Source organism: Planococcus daihaiensis (assembly GCF_049262615.1).
Lineage (GTDB): Bacteria > Bacillota > Bacilli > Bacillales_A > Planococcaceae > Planococcus.
The window spans coordinates 728,392-749,903 of record NZ_CP175504.1 but is presented as its reverse complement, the minus strand read 5'-3'; the positions used below and the strand labels follow the sequence as shown (position 1 = coordinate 749,903).

Annotated in this window: 19 protein-coding genes; 15 read left to right on the top strand and 4 right to left on the bottom strand. The window is 45.4% G+C overall.

Annotated features, from left to right (window positions below; all coding sequences use genetic code 11):
- Positions 1 to 244: 244 nt before the first annotated feature.
- From DHX103_RS03585 to DHX103_RS03560, 6 genes are all read left to right on the top strand, one after another.
- Complete coding sequence (locus DHX103_RS03585; RefSeq protein WP_422123902.1) at positions 245 to 1,018, top strand: S1C family serine protease; 774 nt, start codon at positions 245 to 247, stop codon at positions 1,016 to 1,018.
- 136 nt (positions 1,019 to 1,154) lie between these two features.
- Positions 1,155 to 2,039: a UTP--glucose-1-phosphate uridylyltransferase GalU gene (gene galU / locus DHX103_RS03580; RefSeq protein ID WP_422123901.1), complete on the top strand. Its 885-nt coding sequence runs from the start codon at positions 1,155 to 1,157 to the stop codon at positions 2,037 to 2,039.
- 175 nt (positions 2,040 to 2,214) lie between these two features.
- Complete coding sequence (locus DHX103_RS03575; RefSeq protein ID WP_422123900.1) at positions 2,215 to 3,087, top strand: glycerophosphodiester phosphodiesterase; 873 nt, start codon at positions 2,215 to 2,217, stop codon at positions 3,085 to 3,087.
- A 651-nt stretch (positions 3,088 to 3,738) separates the two neighbouring features.
- Positions 3,739 to 4,029, top strand: coding sequence for a YrhK family protein (locus DHX103_RS03570; protein ID WP_422123899.1), 291 nt, complete (start codon positions 3,739 to 3,741; stop codon positions 4,027 to 4,029).
- A gap of 246 nt (positions 4,030 to 4,275) precedes the next feature.
- Positions 4,276 to 4,530, top strand: a complete 255-nt coding sequence (locus DHX103_RS03565) for a hypothetical protein (protein WP_422123898.1) — start codon at positions 4,276 to 4,278, stop codon at positions 4,528 to 4,530.
- Positions 4,531 to 4,868: 338 nt separating this feature from the next.
- Entirely contained in the window at positions 4,869 to 4,949 is an 81-nt protein-coding gene (locus DHX103_RS03560) for a hypothetical protein (protein WP_422124717.1), read from the top strand.
- A gap of 585 nt (positions 4,950 to 5,534) precedes the next feature.
- Here DHX103_RS03560 and DHX103_RS03555 read toward each other — a convergent pair.
- Complete coding sequence (locus tag DHX103_RS03555; RefSeq protein WP_422123897.1) at positions 5,535 to 7,136, bottom strand: glutathione ABC transporter substrate-binding protein; 1,602 nt, start codon at positions 7,134 to 7,136, stop codon at positions 5,535 to 5,537.
- Positions 7,137 to 7,426: 290 nt separating this feature from the next.
- Here DHX103_RS03555 and DHX103_RS03550 point away from each other — a divergent pair, with 290 nt between their 5' ends.
- Both DHX103_RS03550 and DHX103_RS03545 read left to right on the top strand, forming a co-directional pair.
- The gene (locus DHX103_RS03550) at positions 7,427 to 8,503 is read left to right on the top strand and encodes a M24 family metallopeptidase (protein ID WP_422123896.1); all 1,077 of its coding nucleotides are present in this window, start codon (positions 7,427 to 7,429) and stop codon (positions 8,501 to 8,503) included.
- A 232-nt stretch (positions 8,504 to 8,735) separates the two neighbouring features.
- Positions 8,736 to 10,226, top strand: coding sequence for a glycine betaine uptake BCCT transporter (locus DHX103_RS03545; RefSeq protein ID WP_422123895.1), 1,491 nt, complete (start codon positions 8,736 to 8,738; stop codon positions 10,224 to 10,226).
- A gap of 191 nt (positions 10,227 to 10,417) precedes the next feature.
- On the opposite strand, the gene DHX103_RS03540 is transcribed toward DHX103_RS03545, so the two are convergent.
- On the bottom strand, positions 10,418 to 10,549 hold the full coding sequence (locus DHX103_RS03540) for a hypothetical protein (protein ID WP_422123894.1): 132 nt from the start codon (positions 10,547 to 10,549) through the stop codon (positions 10,418 to 10,420).
- Between the two features lie 257 nt (positions 10,550 to 10,806).
- Here DHX103_RS03540 and DHX103_RS03535 point away from each other — a divergent pair, with 257 nt between their 5' ends.
- From DHX103_RS03535 to DHX103_RS03525, 3 genes are all read left to right on the top strand, one after another.
- Positions 10,807 to 11,478, top strand: coding sequence for a zinc-ribbon domain-containing protein (locus tag DHX103_RS03535; protein WP_422123893.1), 672 nt, complete (start codon positions 10,807 to 10,809; stop codon positions 11,476 to 11,478).
- Positions 11,479 to 12,156: 678 nt separating this feature from the next.
- Positions 12,157 to 12,543, top strand: a complete 387-nt coding sequence (locus DHX103_RS03530; RefSeq protein ID WP_422124716.1) for a hypothetical protein — start codon at positions 12,157 to 12,159, stop codon at positions 12,541 to 12,543.
- Positions 12,544 to 12,668: 125 nt separating this feature from the next.
- On the top strand, positions 12,669 to 12,809 hold the full coding sequence (locus tag DHX103_RS03525; protein ID WP_422123892.1) for a hypothetical protein: 141 nt from the start codon (positions 12,669 to 12,671) through the stop codon (positions 12,807 to 12,809).
- Between the two features lie 460 nt (positions 12,810 to 13,269).
- Here the strand turns inward: DHX103_RS03525 and DHX103_RS03520 are convergent, their stop codons facing one another.
- Both DHX103_RS03520 and DHX103_RS03515 read right to left on the bottom strand, forming a co-directional pair.
- Positions 13,270 to 14,178, bottom strand: a complete 909-nt coding sequence (locus DHX103_RS03520) for a nuclease-related domain-containing protein (protein ID WP_422123891.1) — start codon at positions 14,176 to 14,178, stop codon at positions 13,270 to 13,272.
- Positions 14,179 to 14,637: 459 nt separating this feature from the next.
- A complete protein-coding gene (locus DHX103_RS03515) occupies positions 14,638 to 16,302 on the bottom strand; it encodes a formate--tetrahydrofolate ligase (protein WP_422123890.1) in 1,665 nt (554 codons plus the stop codon).
- A gap of 192 nt (positions 16,303 to 16,494) precedes the next feature.
- Between DHX103_RS03515 and DHX103_RS03510 the strand changes: the two genes are divergently transcribed.
- From DHX103_RS03510 to DHX103_RS03495, 4 genes are all read left to right on the top strand, one after another.
- A complete protein-coding gene (locus tag DHX103_RS03510; protein ID WP_422123889.1) occupies positions 16,495 to 16,938 on the top strand; it encodes a CopY/TcrY family copper transport repressor in 444 nt (147 codons plus the stop codon).
- A gap of 25 nt (positions 16,939 to 16,963) precedes the next feature.
- Complete coding sequence (locus DHX103_RS03505) at positions 16,964 to 19,420, top strand: heavy metal translocating P-type ATPase (RefSeq protein ID WP_422123888.1); 2,457 nt, start codon at positions 16,964 to 16,966, stop codon at positions 19,418 to 19,420.
- A 49-nt stretch (positions 19,421 to 19,469) separates the two neighbouring features.
- Positions 19,470 to 19,748 (top strand): glutaredoxin family protein, encoded by a 279-nt coding sequence (locus DHX103_RS03500; protein ID WP_422123887.1) that lies wholly within the window; start codon positions 19,470 to 19,472, stop codon positions 19,746 to 19,748.
- Positions 19,749 to 19,958: 210 nt separating this feature from the next.
- A complete protein-coding gene (locus DHX103_RS03495; protein ID WP_422123886.1) occupies positions 19,959 to 20,909 on the top strand; it encodes a ribose-phosphate diphosphokinase in 951 nt (316 codons plus the stop codon).
- Positions 20,910 to 21,512 lie beyond the last annotated feature (603 nt).

The window sequence follows — 21,512 nt, the reverse complement described above, 5'->3', positions numbered from 1 at the left end:
AAAACCTGTATGGTTTCCAGAAGCAGCTTTTCTATGTTGATGTGTAAATAGTTGTAATCGTGCCTCTCCCGGCAACGAAAAAAATGAACTGCCCAAAAAATTATTCCAATTACATAGTAATTTTGACTCACAAAACCTATAATAAGCTTATGAGAAACGGCGAGGGAGTGGCAGCGTGTTTTGTCCGAAATGTGGAAGAGGAAATGATTTCAGCGCAAAGAAATGTGCAGTATGCGGAAAATCGTTGAAGTCTAAAAACAAGAAACCGAAAAAACGCAGAGTGCTGGGCACTTTGGCAGCTCTTCTTTTATTAGCCGGAGGCGGTTATAGCCTACAGCAATTTGGGGATGGCGATAGCGCTCAGAGTTCAGTTGCAGCTGAAGCTGAAGAAAAACCGTCGGCAGAAGCGCCTGTAAAAGAAGGGGAACCTGGGGAGAAACCGAAAACCGAGCTCATCAAAGAGACCCAGCAAAAAGTCTATACGGTCTTGACGGATTCCGGGATGGGGTCAGGCTTTTTATATAACGAATTCGGAATGGTGGTTACCAATGCGCATGTTGTAGTGGGCCATACAGATGTCATGCTTCGCAATGTTGATGGAAAAGAGTTCGCGGGCAAAGTCATTGGCATTTCGGATGTGGAAGACATTGCATTGATTCATGTAGAGGCTTTCGAGGATGAGGCTCCGCTGGTAACCGAAATGGAAGCGACGGCTGTCGGCACGGAAGTCATTGCACTTGGCAGTCCGAACGGTTTCGAGAACACAGCCTCCATCGGCTACTTGACGGGAGTCGATCGGGATTTCTCTTCTGATTACCAGTATGAAGACATCTATCAGGTTGATGCTCAGATTGCACCGGGCAGCAGTGGGGGTCCGTTGATCGATGCGGAAAGCGGCCGTGTGATCGGCATTAATTCCCTGCTCTATAACGACGGCAATGCCATCGGATTCTCAATTCCGCTCTATTCCGTGACGGATTCCTTGGATGCTTGGGCGGAGGATCCGATGGAGAACTAATCTATTACTTTGCAGTGTAAGAAGTAAGAGGAATTGCAGCAGTTCACAGAATGGTATTGTGTATACTATAATAAGGAATAATGGTATTGCATATACTAGAATAAGAAATAAATGACAAGAAGAGAAGGTGCTCCAAATGCGTGTGAAAAAAGCGATTATCCCAGCAGCAGGACTCGGAACACGTTTCCTCCCTGCCACGAAAGCCATGCCGAAAGAAATGTTGCCGATCGTTGATAAGCCGACCATCCAATACATAGTGGAAGAAGCGATTGCTTCAGGTATCGAAGACATCATTATCGTGACAGGAAAAGGGAAGCGGGCAATCGAAGACCATTTCGACCATGCTTTCGAACTGGAAGAAACCTTATTAAAAAAAGGCAAGACCGATATGCTGGATTCCGTTCTGCAGACTTCCAATGTCGAAATTCACTATATCCGCCAGAAACAGCCGCTAGGTTTAGGGCACGCGATTTGGTCTGCGCGTAAATTTATAGGTAATGAGCCTTTTGCAGTTTTGCTGGGGGATGACATCGTTGAAAACGACGAGCCGGGATTGCTTCAATTAATGAATCAGCATGAGCAGATCGGCAAGAGCGTCATTGGCGTCAAACAGGTGTCTGATGAAGATACGCAGCGATACGGCATCATCGATCCGGTATCGGTGGACGGCAAACTGATCGAGGTTAATAAATTTGTCGAAAAACCTGCAGCTGGCACTGCTCCGTCAAACTACGCCATCATGGGCCGATATGTGCTGACGCCCGAGATTTTTGATTTCCTGGGCGAGCATCAATTAGGTGCCGGCGGGGAAATCCAATTGACGGATGCGATTCAGAAGTTGAATGAGAGCCAGTCCGTGTATGCCTATGAATTTGACGGCCGCCGTTTTGATGTCGGGGAGAAATTCGGGTTTATCGAGACGACGATTGAGTTTGCGTTGAAGCGTCCGGAATTGAGAGATCAGTTGCTGGAGTTGTTTGAGAAGAAACTCAAGGAAGCTGCAGTTGAAGTAAGTAATTGAATTAGCTTTACAAATGTATCCATTGAATATGAAAAAGCCGTGCTGAAAATTTTTCAGTACGGTTTTTTGGATTGAGAAATCTCGACCGAAATTGCCCTTGTACAATGCAATTTCGGTGGAGATGTTCACTAATTAGATGTTCTCCTTTAATATATACATATGGACGGTGAGATTGATGAAAAAGATCTTATTTGTATTAAGTGTCAGCCTTATATTCTTTAGTGCTTTGTTCATCATAATTTTTCATAACTTTAATGAGGAGGGACCACTGAATTCTTCCGAAATGTTAATAATTGCCCATAGGGGAGCAAGTGCGAAGGCTCCGGAGCATACTTTGGAGGCCTATCAGATGGCGAAGGATATGGGAGCAGATTACATCGAGATAGATTTGCAAATGACAAAAGACCACGTTTTGGTTGCTATGCACGATGATTCCGTTGACCGAACGACAGATGGGAGCGGAAAGCTAACAAATATGACAGTGGATGAGATTAAAAAAATGGATGCAGGTTCCTGGTTTAATAAAGAAAATCCAGATAAGGCCAGAGATGAATTCATAGGCGCTCAAATCCCCACCCTTCAGGAAATATTCGATGAATTTGGTGATAGTGTCAATTATTATATTGAAACCAAACAGCCAAACAACAGCAATGAGATGGAAAAGAAACTGCTCGAATCGCTCAATCAAAATGGTTTGTTGGATAAATCTCTGCCGAAAGGAAAAGTGATTATCCAATCCTTCAGCGAAGACAGCTTAAAAACCATTCACGAATTGAACAGCGACATACCGCTCATACAGCTGATACCCGATTCTGATCGGAAACACAATTCTCCAGAAACTTTTGAGCAAATAGCCCAGTATGCTGCCGGAATAGGATTTAGTCCTAAGGGTACGAATAAAGAATATATTACTGCCGCAAGAGAAGCAGGCTTACTGGTCCACCTTTTTAATGTTGATGATCCAAGTGAAGCAGAAAAATTGAAATCCTGGGGTGCAACAGGTGTCTTTACGAATGATATTGAAGCTGTGACCAGTCAAGAGGAATAGACACTCACATCACACACGATACCGGTAAAACCAATAAATGCATGAGGCATCCAATAAATCCAGCAATGGAATGGATTCTGCATGCATTTTTATGTTTTCATGCTTTTCTGTAAATGTAAATTTAACCATGAAAAAACTGCACCTTCTTTATCAGATTGGTGTCTGACAATGGAAGTGCAGTTCATGGTGCAGTTTTAAAATGTCTACGATGTGGGGGTTAGTCCACTAACGCGCCTAGAGTGCATATTGTCGCTGGTAGATCGTAATGATTAAGACTCTTTATAATGTTATAGAAGACATCTTACAAATATGATCTGCATGCATCAAAAATCCACTGTATTAAAAACGCTTCATTCCATTCATAACAATCGCATGCAGATTTTCTATATTTATCCGAGAAAATAACTAGTTATAATTGGATCCAACAGATAAAATGAGGGGGTTTATGGAAATAAATGCACAATGGCCACAGGTGAATTCGTCCGGGTTCACACCCCGAATTTTTTAATTTTTTTTTTCGTTAAAAGAGGGTTGAAAAGAAGTGGAATCGGCTATTTAGAGAGAAACCAATTTAAATCTTCCGATTGCAGAAACCCTTGGAGCCAGTCCACTCAAGCAGCGTGCCATTTTGAAATCAAAGGAGGATTACGAATGCCGAGTATGAAAGATAAGGGAGATTATCTGGAAATTACAACAGGAGCCTCGAGGGTGATTTTTACCAAGCAATGCAAACTTACGAGAACGATCAATGACCTGCTCGTCGGAATGTTCTTTGTGTTCGGCAGCATGCTCAATTTACTCAACTCGGCTGAATTCTATGGCAATACGCTGTATCTCCTGGGCAGTTTGATCCTAGCCAGCCGCGCCGTTGGCAGTATCAAAGAAAACATTAAGGTGGAGGAGGAAGTGAAGGAGGTAAAAGTTGACGAATGGAGTAGATGATCCATTTGGCGAGGGTCGCCGTATACGGAAGCGGTGGATTGAATTGGTGGTACAAGAAGTGACTCTGAAAATCGCGCCCCTGTAAAAGAAGCCGCCTCCCGAAACCATGAGGGTTTTGGGAGGCGGCTTCTCTAAATTTATCTGGAAATGTCAATAAACATCATTGTTCCGGATGCAGGAAACTCCGGGAACTGCTGGCAATATTGCTATGCTATAATACAACCAAAAGTGAGAGGTTGATTGACTATGAAAAGGAAGCTATTGCCGGGCATCATCGGCGGGGTTACAGGTTTCGTAGTAGGAGTTATTGGGGGCGCTTTCCTCGGCTTGGTGGTGGGGGGAACGTTTTTAGGGAACCTTGATATCGATCAATATACCGGACTGCAAGGATACGAGTTAGCCGCTTACGTTGGGGCTGTTATCGGGGCCATTGTTCTGGCGATAGTCGGAGTTAGATTTGCATGGCGGCTTGCTGACAAGAAGGAGCAGGAACTGTCATAGTATTATAATAGAAGGTTCTTCGTGAAATACTCTTTCCAGATTTAAATTTCTGGGAGGAGTTTTGAACAGAATGTAATCAACAGCATCCAAAAAACATCCAATCCCGAGACTGCAACGTTCATGGGATTGGATGTTTTTGTATATGTAGAAAACGGAATTGTCATACAATGTTTTATACCCCGAAAACAAAAAACCTTTATTCTGAAAGCCTGTTGTTCACTCCTCCTCAAAAAGCTTCAACGATTCCCCGGTATCCAGAAAAACATCCACCGTCGTCCAGTCGTATTGTTGAGAAATCCGACTAATAGCCCGCACCGTCTTGTAATCCTCGGAATCATATGGAATCGTCAGTGAGGTTTCGCCGTTTGCGAAGGTATAGGCGAGAACGCGCGACGTATTCGCTTCGACCGTCCGCGTGACTTCCGTTACATCGTCCCACGACATGCTGTTTTCAGATAACGACCAAAATGCGTTGACTTGGACACCGTCCTCACTCAGGTAGGCATAATGATAAATCGATAATACAAAGATTGGGAGGGCAAGCGCCAGCAGCAACACATGCAGACCGGCCAGTTTGAATTCCTTCCCTTTCATTTCTGCGTATAATTTTGTAAACAACAGTGAAAAGAGCATCAGGCTGATCCACACCATGCCAATCGCGAAACCTTGATAGGCGTCCTGCGGGCGGATGAACGACATATGGTCATGCGAAAAAAACAGCAGGTCCTGGATGAACATGATGGCTACAACCGGCAAAATCGCAGCGGACAGCAGCAAAATCAGCCCGCTGGTCACAATAAAAGGCATCAGTGAATCTGCATCGATCTCGCGTAAGAATTTCATATCATCAACCCTCTCAGGAACGAACTTCATTATATATACGTAGCTGACAAGATATGGTTTCAACTATAAATATAGGAGGTATTCGGCAAATGAGTAAATTTCCGAAGCCCAAAAAAATCCTCTCCGACAAGAAGTCGGAGAGGATTTTTCACTAAAAGATATTATTGTTCTATTTTCACGTTTTTAAGATTGTAGATACCGGCTTCATCAATTTCAAATCCGGTAACGGAATCAGCAACTCCGAGCAGGTATTCCTGGTGAAGCAGGAATGCCATCGGGGCATCCTCAACGAGAATTTGGGCTGCATCCGCATAAATTTCCTTACGCTCATCGGGTTCCGATTCGCGTCTTGCCTGATCGAGCAATTCGTCAACTTCAGCATTTTCATAGAAAGAACGGTTGCCGGGATTCCCTTTTTGGGAAGAATGGAACAATGTGTACATTTGGTAATCAGCGTCGCCTGTCGGATTTGAATGGCCAAGGATGAACATATCATGATTACCGGCAGCTGTCTGATCGATGTAACTGCCGAATTCCATTACTTCAATGGAAGCTTCGATGTTCAATTCGGCAAGAGCTTCCTGGACAAGGACCGCGATTGATTGACGCTGCGGGTTGTCGTTCGTCCAGATGGAAGTGGTAAAACCGTCGCTCATGCCGGCTTCTTCCAGCAGGGCGCGCGCTTCGTCCATGTCATAGTTGCTTGCTTCGACGTCTTCACTATAGCCGAAGATGCCGGGAGCTATTGGACCGGTTGCCGGAATGGCAAAGTCTTCGTAAATTCCACTGATGATTGCTTCACGGTCAATGGCGTGTGAAATTGCCTGACGAACCAGTGGATTGTTGAAAGGTTCTTTTTCTGTATTGAAACCAAGGTAAGCGATACTTGATCCAGCTTGCTGATGAATGCTGGCTGAATCAGAATTTTCGATGCGGCTGACTTCACTTGGTTGGACCGGATCAATAATATGAACGTTGCCGGTTTCAAGATCCGCTGCCCGTACCTGGGAATCTGGTACGACCCGGAACGTTACCGTGTCGACGAAAGCTGGTTCGCCCCAATAGTCTTCATATTTGGAAAGGACGACTTCCGAGCCGGGATCCCATGACTCGTATTTCAAGAATCCAGTGCCCATCGGATTGGCTGAGACATAGGCGAATGGATCTTCTCCATTTTCAATCGCTTCATAATCGGCTTCAATGACAGCCGGAGAAATCATGCCGCCACTATTATGCGACAAATGGGAAAGTAATGGTGAGAATGGATATTCAGTAGAAATTTGCACTTCGTATTCACTGACCACTTCCACTTCCGTGATCATCTGGAACAAGTTATAGCTTGGTGAACCCAAATCTTCATCGAGCAAGCGGTCAATATTGGTTTTTACCGCTTCAGCATTGAAGGGCTCGCCGTCATGAAAAGTTACGCCTTCACGCAATTGGAAGGACCAAGTCGTTTCATCAACCGCTTCCCATGATTCGGCAAGGGACGCTTCGATTTCATTGTTCTCGCCAGTTTTCACCAGCGGTTCATAAACATTTTTCAGCACAACAGACGTTGGTACGTCTTTCGCGCCGTGCGGATCAAGAGAGGAAGCATCGCTCAATACTGCGAGAACCAAGTCGCCGCCGCCTTCCGCTGAATCTGTGCCGGAACCTTCTCCGCCAGATTGCGTTTCCGAATCGTCACTGCCTGCACAAGCAGACATCAGGACCAGTAGAAGCACCAGGATGAAGCCGGTCAAAAGTTTTTTGTTCTGCATAATAATTCCCCCTAGTTTATGAAAATGAATTGTCGTAACAAATTTAATTTTCTGTTAACAACTTATCATAATAGTAATATGCATACAACGTTATCAATGTTTAAACATATTTACTTTAATGGTTAATAAAACTAATCATAAACCACCGTCTTTTACTGCAGCTGGTTTTGGGAGTTGAAAATGCTTAAATATTAAACCGCAATTCTAATTTTTCAAAAAATAATATTTGTATTTAGAAAAGGACTGTGTCACGCTCTTTCATGAATGTTTAAACTTAAGGAGTGGATGAGATGAATGCACAACGAATAGAAAAAATGAGGAATAAAATGCTGGCAGACGGCAAGAGGGCCGTGCTGGTGACTTCCCCGGAAAACCGTTTATACTTTTCCGGCTTCAAAGGATCGAGTGGGATTCTTTTCATTACACTAAACGAAGCTTACCTGCTGACGGATTTCCGGTATATCGACCAGGCGGAACAGGAAGCACCAGATTTAACGGTTGTGAATCACGAGCGTAAACCATACGAAGCGGTTACGGAACTTGTCAAAAAACACGGCATCCGTGAAGTGGGCATAGAAGAAGGCAAGCTGCCGATTCAGGAGTTTCGCGAACTGGAGGCGCTGAATCCGAACGTCGACTTTTTCAATAGCGAACCCGGATTTTTCGAGTTGCGGATGATCAAAGACGCAACAGAAATCGAGAATTTTAAAAAAGGGATTGCCATGTGCGATGCCGCATTCGAGCACAGCTTGTCCTTTATCAAGCCGGGCATGTCGGAGAAAGAACTTGGTCTCGAATTGGAATTCTTTATGCGTAAAGCGGGAGCGGGTGGCATCAAGGAAAATCATGTCATCGCTTCAGGACCCCGCGCTTCATTGCCGCATGGCCAGGCCACTGACCGCATCATCCAGGTCGGCGATTTGGTGAAGATGGATATCGGTGCCAAAGTCGAAGGCTATTACACCGATTTCACGCGCACCGTGGTGGTGGGGGAACCGACCGACAAACAAGTGGAAATCTACAATATTGTAAAACGGGCGCAGGAAGCCTCACTCGCTGCCATCGGCCCGGGCAAAGTGTGCTCGGAACTGGACGACTTGGCGCGCGGCATCATTGCGGATGCCGGTTACGGAGATAATTTCGGCCACAGCCTCGGCCATTCGATCGGCTTGGCGGTGCACGAAAGCCCCGCAATGCGTGCGACCGACGATACCGTACTCGAACCCGGCATGGTCATCACGGTCGAACCCGGCATTTACATCCCGGGCTGGGGCGGCGTCAGAATTGAAGACTTCATCGTCATCACCGAAGACGGCTATGAAAATTTGACGAAAGCGACGAAAGAGCTGCAGGTTATTGGGGTGTGAAAACAGTATTGCAGAATAAAAAATAAAGCGGAGTCAATCGATAAATAGCAAATGCATGTACTATAGGAGCGGCATCCTGGAATTTGGGATGCGGCTTCTTTATTTTGTATGGAACCTTAATATAGTAGGAATAAAATTCGGCTCTTTTTTCTCGAGAAGGTATTTGACTATAGTGTTGACTTTCGGTATTCTTAACAACTATGTATCAAATAAATTGTTAACAGGAGGCAACATGAAGAAAGCCACAAAAGTTTTTTATATCACATTTGCCCTGGTCATTTTAACGGTCATTTTCGGTGTGGTCGCACCGGCAATGTTCGAAGCGGCAACCGGCAGTATCAGAACCTTCATTAATACTGCATTCGGCTGGTATTACTTGGTCATTATGGCCGTCTTATTGATTCTTGTTTTTGTCATCATTGTCAGCCCTTACGGAAAAATTCGTCTTGGCAAAGATAAGGATAGACCCGAATTTTCCACCTTTACCTGGTTATCGATGCTGTTTTCAGCCGGCATGGGAATTGGCCTCGTCTTTTACGGCGCCTCTGAACCGCTATCCCATTTCGCGGTACAGCCAGCCACGGCAGAAGCTGGAACCGATGCCGCTTTCAAAGAATCGCTTCAGCGCACTTATTATCACTGGGGAATTCATGTTTGGGCCATGTACGGCATCATCGCTTTATCCCTCGCCTTTTTCCAATTCCGCAAAGGCGAACCTGCATTAATTTCATCAACATTGAAGCCGATCTTTGGCGACCGAATGAATGGTCCGCTCGGCACACTGGTCGACATCCTGGCCGTTTTCGCAACCGTCTTCGGTGTCGCGACTTCGCTCGGCTTTGGTGCTGCTCAAATTAACGGAGGAATTTCCTATCTGATCGGCGTTCCGCAAACGGAATGGATGCAAATACTGATTATCGCCGTCGTCACTATGCTGTTCATCATTTCCGCCTGGTCCGGGTTGAATAAAGGGATCAAGTATTTGTCGAATACCAATATGATATTGGCCATCACCTTGTTGGTCCTTGTTTTAATTCTCGGTCCAACGCTGCTCATTTTAAATATGTTTACCGAAACTTTTGGTGCGTATGTCCAGAATTTGATCAGCCTGAGTTTTGAGTCAGCTCCGCTTGATGCCGAAAACCGCAGCTGGCTTGATGGTTGGACGATTTTCTACTGGGCATGGTGGATTTCATGGGCACCATTTGTCAGTATGTTCATCGCACGCGTCTCCAAAGGGCGCACGATCCGCGAGTTCTTGATCGGCGTCGTATTGGCGCCAACCGTTTTCGGCTCGCTGTGGTTTGCCGCGTTCGGCGTTACAGCAATCGATATCCAAAAAACGGGTGTGGACTTGACTGCTTTGCCGATTGATCAAACCCTGTTCGGCATGTTCAATGAATTGCCGGGAGGAATGATCCTATCAATTATCGCCATTTTGCTGGTCAGCACTTTCTTCATCACATCTGCTGATTCGGCAACTTTCGTATTGGGGATGCAATCGACCAATGGCTCATTGCTGCCAAGCAACCAGATCAAGATTCTATGGGGCGTTGCGCAATCGATGGTTGCGGCCATCCTTCTATGGGTTGGCGGCCTTACCGCTGTACAGAACACGATTATTGTAGCGGCGCTGCCGTTCTCCTTTGTCATGATTCTCATGGTGGTGGCATTGTTTAAAGCTTTAAATACAGAACTTGCGTCAATGAAGCCGAAGAAATGAATTATAAGTCGCATCCAGATCCTTTGGATGCGGCTTTTTTACATGGTTGAGAGGCTGTCCAATAAAAATTCGGGAGCCGAAATCGGCGAACGCCGGAATAATCGTGTTGGACGCCGGAATATCGCCCTGAACGCCGGATTACGCATTTCCTCCGGCCAGCGAACCCCCGAAAGCAACCCTGGAAGCGGCTTTTAGCGAAAAGGCGCCTTATTTTCCACCATTCTTCTTTCAAAACCCAAAACTAAAAGACAAATGGCTGCTTTTCGCGGGCGAAAAGCGAAAAAACCAACAGCAAAATTTATTGAGCGGAGAATTTTGATCATTTAATAACCCCCTATCCCACGGAGGAGACAATTTAGGGGAGAAAGATTTTCGCATTATCCAATCGAATATATCCATAAAGAAATAAACTAAGTAAACCACGGAGCAGCAATCCAATTGCTGCATTTTATCATTTCTCTTTGATGGGTGATAAAATATGAAATTGCGTTCATTAGTAATTTTCTGTATAATATTGCCATTTTTATTTCTTCATAGTAAAATTTAACTATTATCAAATACAAATCACCAGGAGGAAAACATGAGATTTTGTACACAATGCGGAAATACACTTGAAGCCAATGCACGATTTTGCGGGAAATGCGGCATGAAAACTATTCAGTCGCCTGATGATGCGAACCCTGCGGATACAGAGCCGCAGAGTGCAGTTTTTATTCCGAATAAGAAAAAAACGAAGTATAATATTAAAGTCATTGGAGTACTCATCGCTGCAGTCATAGTTGCAATGGTTTACATGAATACGCCAAAACAGTTGACCGAGCAGGAATACGAAGCATTAGCCATTGAGTTGTTGGTGAAAAGCAATTTGGCGATGGAAAATTATATGAATTCCATAGACTTCTCTGGTGTTGATGTTGGCTGGGATCCTTACTGGTCAGACGAGTTTAAGCAACTGGTCGAACCGGCAAACGAATTGGAAAATTACTTTGTGAGATTCGCTGAAATACTGGAGGACGTAAAACCTCCAATTTATTATGAATATGAGCATGTACTCTTGCTCAAAGCTTTAGCCGAACATAAAAATATGGCTTCAAACATCGGCTTGTTTATGGAGACTGGAGAAGAGGAATATATTGAAGCCGCCGATGAGTATGAAAGAAGAGCTGAAGATTATTTAGAGAAATCCATTTTTTTAACTGAGCAATATGAGGAAAAGATAAGAAGAATGTATAGTACGACTATTTTAGATTAATTGACTTTAATTCCAGGGGATACAATCCAATTCAGTTTACAAGTAAATAATGCATCCAAATCAAGCTGCATCCGAAAACCTTACTGGTTTTCGGATGCAGCTTCTTTATATTTATACAGAAATCAAAATAGTCATAAATGCATTGAAAAAGAAACAACAAGGGACTCCCGGGGAAATCTAACCGGATCGAACGCCATCATTTTTGAAATTTGGCTCAAAATTATTTTTGAAAAAACATTATTTTAGCGTTATTTATTTTGCAGATAAACAGGTTTTATTCACTCTAAAGAAAAAATCCGCCAGAGGGATTTAGCGTAAAAAATTTTGTCTTTCATCAGAAAAAAACGAAACTTTCTGCACGGCAGTGAACGTTTAACAACAATTTATAAAGCAAATAATCGTGCACATGGGGGAGATGATACTGCTGAGTCGTTTTTCTCTTGTATAACCTAATGAAGGGAAAAGTATACAAGAAAAATATAAAGATTTCTGAATTATAAGAATTCTTTGAAACCACTTTACATATTTTAGCCCATGATATAGGTTTAATGTATTGATAAACGAGTTAAAAATAATACATTTTTGCTCAGTATAGACAAAAAGTAATAATCCGAAATTGTCATTAGTTTTTTAATTGGCAAAGATAGATAAATAGAAGGAGTGAATCGAGTGGCAGGAATGAATTCCCTGGTATTGACAGCTGAGAACACAAACGGATTTTTGGGCAGCGAAGTGGAATTGAACACAGACTTTTGGCGACTGAAAAAGAAAAGGTTGGGCAAGCTGCGCAAAAGCCGCAAAAAACATGCCGACTGGGCAAGGTCGGATCCCTTTCAAATTTTCCGGCATGATATGGAAGATTTGAATAGAGCTGAAGTTTATCTTCTGCCAGAAGAACTACCCGTTTTCACACAAGCACTTATCAAGCATCCTAAATCTTTTCCAATCACTTATTCACAAAACCTGTCGATGGAACGCGGAATTTATTGCCTGCGTTTAAAATCTCACGAACCATTCGAAGATTTCGCTGCGCGCCTTTCAAAAGCGCTTAGCGCACTTATATAAATGAAAGGAGCGGTGCTTATCCAACGTATCCCATGATCCGGAAGTTGCCCTGAAGCGTTTATTATCTGCCTGCTTTTCCTTGTGACCAATGATTGCAACGAACAATACTGAGGAGGATGAATTGGATGACTGCTATTATTAAAGAAGAGAAAAGAATGGATAACCCGCCGAAAACGTATTTGCAAATGTACCAGGAGTTCATCAACGGCTACAAGCAATACAAAAAGGGGAAAGATACCCGGTCCACGGGGACAGTGAAGGGCTGAAATCACACCACGACACTATTGTTATCAAAATGAACCCATATGCTGAATACAGAACTGCACCGAAATTGGTAGGGAAACCTGGCGATGGAGGTGTAGTTTTTTATGGATTAAAAGCGAAAGGGCTTGTCGACATAAATTGGCGAAATGCTTAGGGAGGTTTTCACGCTTTTCGCCTGCGAAAAGCATCCATTTTGTCATTTTCTCTATTGGTTTTGATCAGAAAGTGGTTAGTTGATGCGTTTTTTCTTCAGATAGGGCTCCGGGAGACGGGGATTTGGTTTGATGGAGTGGGTGAAGTGGCGGATATCGGCGCTCAGGAGAATATATCAACGTTCAGCAGATTATATCTACGTTCAGGAGAATATATCAACGTTCAAAAAATTATATCAACGCTCGGAAGAATATATCAACGTTCAGCAATTTACACACAAAAAAACCGCTTTTTAGGCGGCGGCAGATGTTACTCTTTTATTCGATATTGACGCGCTTTATTTTCACCAGAAATTAGAAAGTCATATTTCATCAAAATTCTATTTGCTGTGGCAGCCGACTCGATTAAACAAAAAGCGCGTAACTCTTTATTCGTAATACTGTCATTCACAAACGTAAAGTACTCCTGCAAAGCAAAGTGGTGCGCGGTGGCATTTTTCGTTTTGCAGTCACGGCAAATCCAATTTCTTTTGCTGCGCTCCATCTGATAACCCCGACAGTTCGGACAAAAAATGCCTTTCGTCAAGTCATCGTAACTGATCTGATAAGTATCGCAAAGTGGCTTTCTTGCATACGGAGTATGATTGGCTTCGATCATTCGCTTGATTTTATTAATTTTCAAAGGTGCGGAATCTTGAGGAGTGGATTGAAGAACTTTGTAGAGATACTCGTTCATCTGATAAGTTTTGCACAATGAAGCGCCCGCAGGCTTCGAGTGGAAAATACAATTGCCGGCCGTGAATACGATCAGGCCTTTCACTGCAATATCAAGCTTTCTCTGCATGAACCATTGTCTCAAAAAACGGATATTCTTATTCAACTGAAATACAGGATTTTCAAGAATCAACCGTTCGCCTTTTGGATTCGTCCGAATAAATTCACCCGTCTTTTCCTCAAAATGCAGATCGTCGCTGATGTTTTTCGACTCCAGGATTATGATGCATTTGTCCGTCAGAAGGAGACCATCGAACTGCGTAATCCATTCGCCTTGTTTTAACCCGATATCCCATAGTGCATGATAATCTTCGTCCAGATGAAACTCCTTGAATTTCTTTTGCAGTTTGCTTTCGCCGCGCTCACCGGCCGATTTCCGGTGATGCTGATTTTCAAGATACTCTTTCTGAGGATGTTTTTCATGAAGTCTTCCAATTAAATGCATAATGGCCTGCGAATGCGGCAAAAGCTCAATTTTTTCTTTTATAATTTCCACCCCTATCGTTAATGTAAATAAATTATAGCATTACAGCTCATTAGTTGTTTGATAATTCAAAATATTTTTCGAGAGGGTAATGTCTGGTTTGTTTTGCCCTTTATCGCTTTTCGCTTTGGCGAAAAGCATCCATTACGTCCTTTTTCTATAGCTTTTAATCAAATAGTGAATGGAAAAAGGATTTGTTCTTCAGAGAGTGCTTGGAGAGAGGGGTATTCTTCTTGTGGGAGTGGGTGGTGAGCCGGATATCGGCGTTCAGCGAGATAATCCGGCGTTCAACAAAATATTCCGGCGTTCAGCAGCCCAACCCCATAATTGATGCTTTTCGCTGCTGCGAAAAGCGAAAAAACCCAAACCACAAAACCAAAAAAACCCCCAAAAGCCCGCAAGCTTTTGAGGATCACACTATTAAAACAATCCGATTGCCTCACCATTCGTACCCACATCCATCTTCAAAGCAGCTGGCTGTTTCGGCAGGCCGGGCATTGTCATGATGTCGCCCGTCAGGCATACCAAAAATCCTGCGCCAAGTTTCGGCATGATCTCGCGTATCGTAACAGTGAACCCTTCCGGACGTCCGAGCAGTTTAGGTTGATCGGACAAAGAATATTGCGTTTTTGCCATGCAAATCGGCAGCGCATCCCAACCGTATTTCTTCAATTCCACCAGCTGTTTTTGTGCTTTATCCGTCAATTGGATATCGGCACCGCCGTAAACTTTCTGCACAATCACACGCAGTTTTTCCTCGACCGAATCCGTTTCCTCATATAGAAGGGAAAAGTCTTTCGGACGATTCAGTTCCTCTTTCACCAGCTTCGCCAATTCCAAACCACCGGCTCCGCCTTGCTCCCATACATTGGTCAACGCAATGGCGACGCCGGCCGATTCTGCCCAAGTCAAGATTTCAGCCATTTCGGAGTCACTATCTGTCACAAAACGGTTCAACGCCACGACCGGCTCGATGCCGAACTGACGGATCGTATCGACGTGTTTGGCGAGATTGACCATGCCGCGTCTGACCGCATCCGAATCCGCTTCCCCGAGCAGGCTTTTCTCAATCCCGCCGTGCATCTTCAATGCCCGCACAGTCGCGACAATCACGACTGCATCCGGATGGAATCCGCCTTTGCGCGATTTGATGTGCATGAATTTTTCAGCACCCAAATCTGCGCCGAATCCCGCTTCGGTCACCACAATATCCGCAAGCCTTCTCGCGGTATTCGTCGCCATCAACGAGTTGCAGCCGTGGGCAATGTTCGCAAACGGACCGCCGTGGATGATCGCCGGTGTGCCTTCAATCGTTTGCACCAAATTGGGTTTGAATGCTTCTTTCAGCAATAAAGTCAGTGCGCCTTCAACTTCGAGGTCACGCACCATAATCGGCATCCGTTCATACGTATAGCCGATGACCATCTGGGCCAGCCGTTCCTTCAAATCGTCCAGTGAAGTGGCGAGGCACAGCACCGCCATAATTTCGGAAGCCACTGTAATATCGAAACCATCTTGTCTCGGAATGCCTCCAGCCGGTCCGCCGAGACCGATCGTCACTTGGCGCAGCGCCCGGTCATTAATGTCCAAAGCGCGTTTCCAGGTGATGCGCCGTGGGTCAATGTTCAACGCATTGCCTTGGTGTAAATGATTATCAATAAAGGCAGCGAGCGCGTTATTCGCTGATGTGATGGCATGGATGTCGCCCGTGAAATGCAGATTGATGTCTTCCATTGGCAACACCTGTGCAAAGCCGCCGCCCGTCGCGCCGCCTTTTACGCCCATGACGGGACCCAAAGATGGTTCGCGCAGCGCAACCATGACCGACTCGTTCAATTGATTAAAGGCATCGGCAAGCCCGACGGTTACGGTAGACTTTCCTTCGCCGGCAGGCGTCGGGCTAATCGCTGTCACCAGCACAACTTTTCCGTGAGCTGTAGCAGGGGGCAAGGCATTGACATTAATTTTCGCTTTGTATTTTCCGTATAACTCCAGTGCCTCGTCCGGAATTCCGGCTCTTTCCGCAATTTCTTGAATGGGCAAAATCTTCGTATCAGCAGCAATCGATAAATCCGTAAACGACATTCATTCCCCAACTTTCATTTTTTCTTTATTATAACGTGCGATTGGACCGAACTGAACTAAACTTCCTTTAAAAAATTAATTCACGGAAATTGTCTAACATAATGGATGCAGGCGAAGGGGTTGACACGAAACGATTACAGTTGTAAACTAAGGTCAATCGATTACAAATGTAAACGAAAAGAGGTAGTTTGAATGACAATTGAAGAGAAAGTGGAAATGACCACATCGGAACGTGAAGTTATGCGCGTTGTCTGGACGCTCGGCAATGCGACGAGCAAAGACATCGTGGATGTGTTGGAACGGAAAAGACAGTGGAAGCCGGCGACGGCCAAAACTTTTATCGGACGGCTCGTGAAAAAAGGCTTTCTGCTCGCGGAGCCTCATGGCAATAAATATATTTATTCAGCGGCGATCAGTGAAGAAGACAGTGTGAAAACAGCGGCGAATCGGTTTTTTGAGCAAATTTGTCACAAGCAGGCGGGTAAGACGCTTGCCGATATGCTGGCAGGTGCCACATTATCGCATGAAGACGTTGAACTCATCCAGAGCGTTTTGGATGAACAAAAGAAACACGCGGTCGATGAAGTGGCATGCAATTGTGTGCCGGGCCAGTGCAAATGCAGCATCAATCAATAATTTGTAATAGATGAGGTGAAACGGAATGGAGAAATTACTGACAATAGAAGGGATGACGTGCGCATCGTGCGCCCAGTCTGTTGAAAAAACCACCGGAAAATTGACCGGTGTAGACGAAGCGAGCGTCAATCTCGCGACAGAAAAACTGAAAGTCCGCTTTGATGAAGGGGCAATTTCAATAGAAGAGATTTACGCCGCGGTGGAACAGGCAGGCTATAAAGCGCTCGCCGACGCTGAGACGAAAACATTCACTATTGAAGGGATGACTTGTGCATCATGTGTGCAATCAGTGGAGAAAGCAACGAGAAAACTGGACGGAGTCGACGAATCGACCGTCAATATGGCGACGGAGAAAATGGTCATCCGCTTTGACCCGCAACAAATTTCCGTAAACGACATCAAAGCGGCAGTGGCAGATGCCGGCTACGCGGCGGTCGAAGATGTGGACGGTGAATCGACCGCCGAAGGGGACCGAGCGAAAAAAGAACAGCACATCCATTCGATGTGGCGACGCTTCTGGCTATCCGGCGTTTTGACGATTCCGCTGCTATTAATATCGATGGGGCATATGATCGGCATGCCGCTTCCGGCTGTAATTGATCCCATGCTGAACCCGGTGAACTTTGTGCTGGCGCAGCTGGTACTGACGACGCCAGTGATGATTCTCGGAAAGAGCTTTTTCACAGTCGGCTACAAGACTTTATTCAAAGGCCATCCGAACATGGATTCCCTCATAGCGCTTGGAACCAGTGCGGCATTCTTATATAGTGTCATTGCGACGGTCTTTGTGATTATGGGAAATCCAGGCTACACGATGAATCTCTATTACGAATCGGCTGCGGTCATTTTGACATTGATTACATTAGGTAAATATTTTGAAGCCCTGTCCAAAGGGAAAACGTCTGAAGCCATCAAGAAATTGATGGGCATGGCTCCGAAGACGGCAATTATTGTCCGTAACGGTGTGGAAACGGAAATCAACGTGGACGCCGTCGAAACAGGCGACGTGGTAATTGTTAAACCCGGCGAAAAGCTGCCGGTCGACGGTATTGTCGTCGAAGGTGCAACAGCAATCGACGAATCAATGCTGACAGGTGAAAGCATGCCGGTCGAAAAAGCTGCCGGCGACCGTGTCATTGGAGCAAGTATCAACAAAAACGGCACGATCCGCTATGAGGCGACCAAAGTCGGCAAAGACACCGCTTTGGCGCAGATCATTAAATTAGTGGAAGATGCGCAAGGATCGAAAGCACCAATCGCCAAAATGGCGGACATCATTTCCGGCTATTTCGTGCCGATCGTCATTGCGATTTCAATCATTTCCGGACTGGCGTGGTATTTCGGCGGGCAGTCAGGGTTGTTCGCCTTCACGATTGCGATTTCCGTGTTGGTCATAGCATGCCCATGTGCACTTGGACTTGCGACACCGACCGCCATAATGGTGGGAACGGGCAAAGGCGCGGAACACGGTGTCTTGATCAAAAGTGGAGGTGCACTTGAAACGACGCACGCCATCGACACGATTGTCTTTGATAAAACCGGGACAATTACTGAAGGGAAACTGACAGTGACAGATGTGCTGATTGCACAGGACGGATTGTCGGAAGATAAACTCTTGAGCCTTGCGGCATCGGCTGAAAAAGGCTCTGAACATCCGCTCGGCGAAGCGATTGTGAAAAGTGCAGAGCAACGAGAGTTGGCAATAAATGCAGCCGAACGCTTTACGGCCATTCCCGGTCACGGCATCGAAGTGTTCATTGAAGAAAAGCAAGTGTTGCTCGGCAACCTCAAACTGATGGTTGACCGCCAAATTCCACTGGGCGACTTTACAGCATCGGCCGACAGCTTGGCCAACGAAGGGAAAACCCCGATGTTTGCAGCAGTGGACGGCGAATTTGCCGGCATCATCGCAGTCGCGGATACGGTAAAACCGTCGAGCGTCCACGCCATTCAGAAGCTCCAGGAAATGGGGGTCGACGTGGTTATGCTCACGGGCGACAACAAACTGACCGCCGCGGCAATCGCCAAGCAAGTCGGCATCGACCACGTCTTGAGCGAAGTGCTGCCGGAAGAAAAAGCGAACGAAGTGAAGAAATTGCAGGCCAAAGGCAAAAAAGTCGCGATGGCCGGCGACGGCATCAATGACGCCCCGGCGCTTGCCCAGGCCGACATCGGCATCGCGATCGGTTCAGGAACGGATGTCGCAATGGAATCCGCGGACATCGTCTTGATGCGCAGTGATTTGATGGATGTGCCGACAGCGATTCAGCTGAGCAAATCCACCATCAAAAACATCAAGCAAAACCTGTTCTGGGCGTTCGCCTATAACATTCTCGGCATACCGGTTGCCATGGGCATCCTGTATCTGTTCGGCGGCCCGCTATTGAATCCGATGATTGCCGCAGCAGCGATGAGCTTCAGTTCCGTTTCGGTCTTACTCAATGCTCTGCGCTTGAAAAACTTCAAGCCCGCGACAGTTTAATGGATTCACAATAAAGAAGAGCAAACTAGCAGAAGGGGGATGAAGCAAAATGGAGAAAAACATGGAGCTGGTACTCTATACGCGCCCGACCTGTTCAGACTGCCAGGACGCCAAAGCTTACTTGGCACAGGATAACATCCCTTACCAACATCGGGATGTCGGCGATAACCCGGCATATGAAGAGGACATGAAGAAAATATCCGGCGCTAAAATTGTGCCAGTATTCGCCTTCTATAAAAAGGGAATGTTCGGCAAAAAGCTTGCCGCAAATTTTATAGGATTTGAACAGAATAAAGAAGAAATCCTGCGCTTGTTAAACGGGAAATAGGTGTTTAAATGCTCCTCCAGTAGATGGAAGGGGCATTTATTGTTATGGAAATTTTGCCTTCTTTTGCAGCAAGTGTAAACGCTAAATCGAAGAGGAGTAGTTATCACACGTAAAGAGGTCGTTAGTAATGATAGGACCATTAACTAGTGGCTATTGTGCGGCTAAAGCGTTATCATTAAAGAAATTAATATAATAGAAGGAGGCTGTCCATTGCCTTATCAATTAAGAAAAAACTTCAAGCTTTTCACCTTGAATTCCAATCCGGAATTGGCCCAGGAAATCGCCGATCTTCTTGGCTGTCAGTTGGGTAAAAGTTTCATCAAACACTTCAGCGATGGAGAAATTCAAATTAATATCGAAGAAAGTGTCCGGGGGGCAGACGTTTATCTGGTGCAATCGACATCACAACCGGGCAATGAACATGTCATGGAACTCTTGATCATGATTGACGCGTTGAAGCGGGCATCTGCGAATACCATTAATGTGGTCATTCCCTACTACGGCTATGCGCGCCAGGACCGAAAAGCGAGTTCCCGTGAACCGATTACGGCAAAATTGGTGGCCAATATGCTGGAAAAAGCAGGGGCTACGCATATCATCACAATGGACTTTCATGCGCCTCAAATTCAGGGATTCTTCAATCTGCCGGTTGATCAGCTGCGCGGCGGTAAAATCCTATCCAAGCATTTCGCTGACAAGAGCTTAGAAGACGCAATTGTTGTAGCGCCGGACAACGGAGGGCTGGGACGTGCCCGTAAACTGGCAGACCATTTGGACGTGCCGATCGGCTTTATCGATAAACGCCAGATGCAGCCGGGTGAGCCCGAAACGGTGAATATTGTCGGAGACATCAAAGGCAAGAACGTCATCATCATCGTCGATATCGTCGATACTGCAACGACAATCTCGGTCGCTGCCAATGTCCTCGTTGAAAATGGTGCAAAAGCGGTTTATGCCTGCTGCACCCATGCTGTTCTGTCAGGCGAGGCCGTTCAACGCATTGAAGACTCGGCCCTCACAGAACTGGTTGTCACCAATACCATCCACGTACCGGAAGAGAAACGGACGCCAAAAATCACAATTTTATCCGTCGCACCGCTGTTGGCGGAAGCGATTGAGCATGTTCACAACGAAAAACCGGTAACGCCGTTATTTGAATAGAATCAAAAATTACAGACGCACACAAATTAAGCCGCATCCAAAACCCTAAAAGGTTTTTGGATGCGGCTTTTGTATGTTTAGCTATATAATTTGAAGTAAAGAATTATATTTTTCATTAATGAAAAAGAGCAAAGATTATGCCCCCGAGAAGAGGACTCGTCTTTTTCTCCGTTGGCATTCGCCTGGGCTTAGGGACATCTCTAGAGATATGGAGCAAAACAGCGAAGACGCCATGGGGAGCAAGCGAAGTGCTGAGATCCACTCGGGCGAAGTGAAACGAGACCGAGTTAGCTCAGCGCGAGCCCCCAGGCAAGCGAAGCTGTTTTGCGGAATATCTCGGCTACTATAGATTATTAGTTCATCTTATATAAATTGTATGCTGGAAAATTCCTGTAAATTAATATCTGAATAATCAGATTTATTTGTTTTCATTTCTGTTAAATTGCTCTATGATAAGAGTAAAGATGAACGACTAAAAGGAGGAGGGTATCAATGGAAGCAACCTTTGCGTTTGTGCCGATGCTAATCCTTTCGATCATTGCAGTTGTTGGAATTTTGGCCTATTTCTTCATGCACCATTGGGCGAAATAGGGAGCACGTCCA